Raw genomic sequence first — 4,034 nt, 5'->3', positions numbered from 1 at the left:
CGCGATGGTGCCGTCGGCCCGGGCCGACGGCACCATCGCGCACACCATCAACAGGGCGCCGCACAGGGCGGCGAGCGTCGCCCGTCGGGATTCGACTCTGGATGTGCCTCTGATGCGCATGGGTTCCTCCCCGTGACTCGTCGTCAGTGGGCAGAGGGTAGGGAGCGCCCACGTCGCCCGGCACCGCCCGCGCCCGCTCCGGTACACGGTCATGACATTCGTGACGGCCACGGCGATACGCACCCCGGTCGGGCGTTGCGGAACGCGTTACAGAACAAGGACAACTCGGTGCAACCGTGTACCACCCGTCCGCGTCTCCGACCGTGCCCAGCGGAAGGGCCGGGCCATGGCGCGACGGAGAGTGACGAGTGAACCGATCCAGGGGTTGTGCGAGACGGGTGTCCCAGATGGCCGCCGCGGGGCTGATCGCGGGGCTGGTGGTGGCCTGCGGGCCGAAGGACCTGGCTCCGGGAGAGTCGGGCGGGAGCGGAAAGCCGGGCAAGGCGTCGAAGTCCGCGACTCCCACGCCGGCGAAGACGCCCGGCGGCCCGAAGAAGACACCCGGTACCCCCACCAAGACCCCGTCCTCGAAGCCGAGCGGTACGGCAGCCGGTGGCGCCAAGGCCCTGTCCTGCGCCCAGTTGCAGAACGCGTCCCTGGACGGCGGAGGGCTGGAGGGGTACGGCATCGCGGGGGCCACCCTCAGCGCGGGCCGCTGGGAGGGTCCGGACGGTGTGGTGATCGAGCTGCAACCGCAGTGCGCCGTCGGTGACATCACGGGGGACAGCGCGGCCGACGCCGTGGGCGCGCTGAAGATCTCGACCGGTGGTACGGGCAAGTTCTACACGCTGGTCACCTGGCGCAACGACGGCGGCACCCCCGTCCCCGCGGCCGCCGCCGAGCTGGGCGACCGTACCCCCGTGGTCTCCCTCGACTTCCCGTCCGCCGGGCCGCCGCGCCAGGTGACCGTCGTCTACCGGACGCGCGGCGACGACGATCCTGCGGCCGTCGTCACCCTGACCCGCACCGCGGTGTACGAGGTCAGCGGCGCCTCCATGGTGGAACTGCACCACAGCGACGCCCCGTACACGCCGTAGCGCCAGGAGAAGTCGCGGTTCAGGAGGCGGGCCGGGGATCGATCCACAGCGACTCGGACGTGGCGCACAGCTCGCCCTCGGGTGTGGTGAGCGCGACGCCCATCGTGTGCTTGCGACCGGACTCCGAGAGCAGCCAGGCGTGCAGCAGGTACGGCTCGCCCGCGACGACCGGTCGCAGGACCGTTCCGGTGAGGGAGGCGGTGACCGCGCCGGGGCGCTGGGTACCGAGGAAGCGGCCCGCCCAGTGTCCCGGGCAGTCCAGGGCGCCCCAGACCAGGCGGGTCGGGAACAGGCCGTCCGGATCGGCGAAGACCGGCGACGGGGTCCAGGCGGTGGCCACGACGTCCTGGCCCGGCACCGGTCCGCAGTACACGCGCAGGCCGCGGTCGGCGGTGCGCAGGCCGCAGCCGAAGCAGTCGACCACACCCGGGGGCGGTGTCGCGCGGAACCTCTCCGCCGCGGCGGCCGCCTCGTCCCAGGACGGCGCGGCCGGCACGTCGAGCGGCAGTTCGGCGGGGCGGGCGGAGGCGAGCGGCCGTGCGGCCTCGCCCAACTCGACTCCCCCGTCAGCCGTTTCGGCGATCCGTACGGGCACCTCGACCGGCACCGGCCCGCGGAAGTCCACCCGTACCGTCTTCGCCTCGGACCGCTCCGCCAGGGTGCCGGCGACATAGCCCCCGAAGGCCACTCCGGGGTAGCCGACGTACAGCTCCGGCACCACGATCGTGTCACTCGTCGTCATGCTCCCCACTTCACCACATCCCGGGGACCACGCTCGGCCGACCGGCTGGACGCGGTGTCGCCCGGACGGGGCCTGTCGGGGCCGGTCGGGGCCGGTCGGGGCCGGTCGGGGCCGGTCGGGGCCGGTCGGGGCCGGTCGGGGCTCGCGTCGGGTCAGGCGCGGCGGTCGGCTCCGCCCGGCGCGAGGGCCGGCTGGAACTCCGCCTGCTGGAGTTCCGCGAGCAACTCGCTCTGTCCGGCGAGTAACTCGGTCAGGATGCGGCGAGCGGCGCGCAGCAGGTCGGCCACGTCGCCGCCGGCGAGCGCGTAGCTGACGGTGGAGCCCTCCCGGATGGAGACGACGATGCCCGAACGGCGCAGGACACCCAGTTGCTGGGACAGGCTGGACGGTTCGATCTCGATCTCACTGAGCAGGTCGCGCACGGCGAGCGGGCCGCTCTGCAGCAGTTCCAGAACCCGGATGCGCACGGGGTGTCCGAGCATGCGGAAGAACTCGGCCTTGGCCTGGTAGAGGGGGACCTGCATGGGAATCGCTCGCTCCCTGCCGTGTTCGACGGGCTTTCTCTGGTGCTTTCTCTGGGCTCTCTCTCGGCGGCGGCCCAGATGTCACCGCGGACGGCTCGACGGGGCCGGCGCCGTGTGCTGCGCCAATCCTTGCCGATCCGGCCCCGCACGCCCATGGCTTTGACCTCATCTGGATATTCCCAGTTGAAGAAGTCTTCAAGTCATGGGCATGCGAGGGCGCGCGTCACGGCATCGCTATACGTGGAGATCCACTCCGACGCGCTTGAGTTGGTGGCGAGCCATGGCGAGGTTCGATTTGCCCCTGTCGAGCACGAGGTAGAGGAACAGGCCGTTGCCGCTGCGGCCCTTGAGCGGCTGGATGATGTGGTACTGGCTGCCGAGGGTGATCAGCACGTCCTCGATCTCACCCGTGAGTCCCAGGTGCTCCATGGTGCGGGTCTTGGCGCGGATCACGTCCGTGTTGCCCGCCGCCGCGACGGTCAGGTCGAGGTCCTTCCCGCCCCCGAGCGTGCCGAGCGCCATCCCGCTCGTGTAGTCGACCAGCGCGGCTCCTAAGGCACCTTCGATCGACGTCATGATCTCCTTCAGCGAGATCTCCACATTGCTCATCCCGGAATCTCCTCCATGTCACTGTGCGGACGGGGCATCGCCCTCTCCGCCGGTGCAAGGACCCTATGAACTGCCCGCGACGGACATCGCTGTTGTTCGGTTGTCGTTCGGTACTGAACACGTGAGCCGTGAATTGCCGCACGCCTTATCGCTTCTGATCGGTCGAGCGCCAGGACGTCCGGTGCCCCTGTCGATCTCGGGATCCGGGGATTTCTCTGAGGAAACGGCGCACGTCCCTGACGCGTGGCCGCGCCCGGCGGCGCCACCGGGGGCGGCCGCCGGCCCCTCCGGCGATGCGTGGCGGACGTCCGTGTCGACGCAGGTCGCGGTGGGTCCGACGAGGAGCGGGCGTCCGAAGGTGGGCACCGCGCCGCCTCCTGTGCGCACACCCGGAGAGGGGCCCGCCCCCCAGGGAAGGGAATTGCCCAAATGAGATGAGCTTCGCGAACACTCTCGCCCGAGGCTCACGGTCTGCAGTTTGCTAGGTGCTGCGCCACTTCCCGACAGGGGTTCCGGATGAGCCATGGGAGGAGCGTCGGCATGCCGGGCGGTCCCGGAGCCGTCGGTCCCGGAGGTGGTCGGAATCGCCATCCGAAGCAGCCCTCTGTACCGCGAGCCGGCCGCGAGCCAGATGCTCCGCCCTGGCACGGCCCCCGAGGGCGTCGACCGCAGGCGGACCCCATGCTGAAGCCGCCGGGAGACCGCCGGGGGGCCGGCACCTGGTGATCCGCCCCGGCGGACGTCGCGCGCGGTCGCCGACGGCAACCGACGGGGTACGGCGGGCGGCGGGCGCCTCACTCGCGACACCAGGACCTCTCCCCCCTCCCGACCGACTCCCGGTCACCGTCGCCGACGACCAACCAGGCACGACGCGGCGTCCCCGACCGGGCACGGCACGACGCGGCCCCCCTCACGGGCACCCGTCCCTCGCCTCCTCCCCCTCCCGCGGCACCCGGCCCGCTCGTCCGACGCATCCTTAACGCGGTCTTGACGCCGCCCGCCCCCCTTCGCCGTGGCCTTGGGATCACTCCCTGCTTACGCTGATGCGGCGGTCTTCCGATG

At 71.6% G+C, this 4,034-nt stretch carries 4 protein-coding genes; 1 reads left to right on the top strand and 3 read right to left on the bottom strand.

Annotated elements, in window-relative coordinates; all coding sequences use genetic code 11:
* Window positions 1–407 precede the first annotated feature (407 nt).
* Window positions 408–1,097, top strand: coding sequence for a hypothetical protein (locus tag AOK15_RS10490; protein WP_240508374.1), 690 nt, complete (start codon window positions 408–410; stop codon window positions 1,095–1,097).
* Between the two features lie 19 nt (window positions 1,098–1,116).
* Here AOK15_RS10490 and AOK15_RS10485 read toward each other — a convergent pair whose 3' ends face one another.
* The 3 genes from AOK15_RS10485 to AOK15_RS10475 form a co-directional block, all read right to left on the bottom strand.
* Window positions 1,117–1,839, bottom strand: a complete 723-nt coding sequence (locus AOK15_RS10485; RefSeq protein WP_055515172.1) for a hotdog fold domain-containing protein — start codon at window positions 1,837–1,839, stop codon at window positions 1,117–1,119.
* 152 nt (window positions 1,840–1,991) lie between these two features.
* Window positions 1,992–2,363, bottom strand: a complete 372-nt coding sequence (locus tag AOK15_RS10480; RefSeq protein WP_055515169.1) for an ArsR/SmtB family transcription factor — start codon at window positions 2,361–2,363, stop codon at window positions 1,992–1,994.
* Window positions 2,364–2,597: 234 nt separating this feature from the next.
* On the bottom strand, window positions 2,598–2,972 hold the full coding sequence (locus tag AOK15_RS10475; protein WP_055515168.1) for a roadblock/LC7 domain-containing protein: 375 nt from the start codon (window positions 2,970–2,972) through the stop codon (window positions 2,598–2,600).
* Between the last annotated feature and the right edge of the window lie 1,062 nt (window positions 2,973–4,034).

Origin of the sequence: Streptomyces ossamyceticus (genome assembly GCF_001418475.1) — a bacterium.
In the GTDB taxonomy this organism is placed as follows: domain Bacteria; phylum Actinomycetota; class Actinomycetes; order Streptomycetales; family Streptomycetaceae; genus Streptomyces; species Streptomyces ossamyceticus.
Note: the sequence above shows the minus strand (reverse complement) of the source record. Positions and strands in the feature narration are given on the sequence as shown.

Coding starts and splice junctions, on each gene's coding strand:
- AOK15_RS10480 (WP_055515169.1), bottom strand. CDS start 2,363: ATGCAGGTCCCCCTCTACCAGGCCAAGGCCGAGTTCTTCCGCATGCTC.
- AOK15_RS10490 (WP_240508374.1), top strand. CDS start 408: ATGGCCGCCGCGGGGCTGATCGCGGGGCTGGTGGTGGCCTGCGGGCCG.
- AOK15_RS10485 (WP_055515172.1), bottom strand. CDS start 1,839: ATGACGACGAGTGACACGATCGTGGTGCCGGAGCTGTACGTCGGCTAC.
- AOK15_RS10475 (WP_055515168.1), bottom strand. CDS start 2,972: ATGAGCAATGTGGAGATCTCGCTGAAGGAGATCATGACGTCGATCGAA.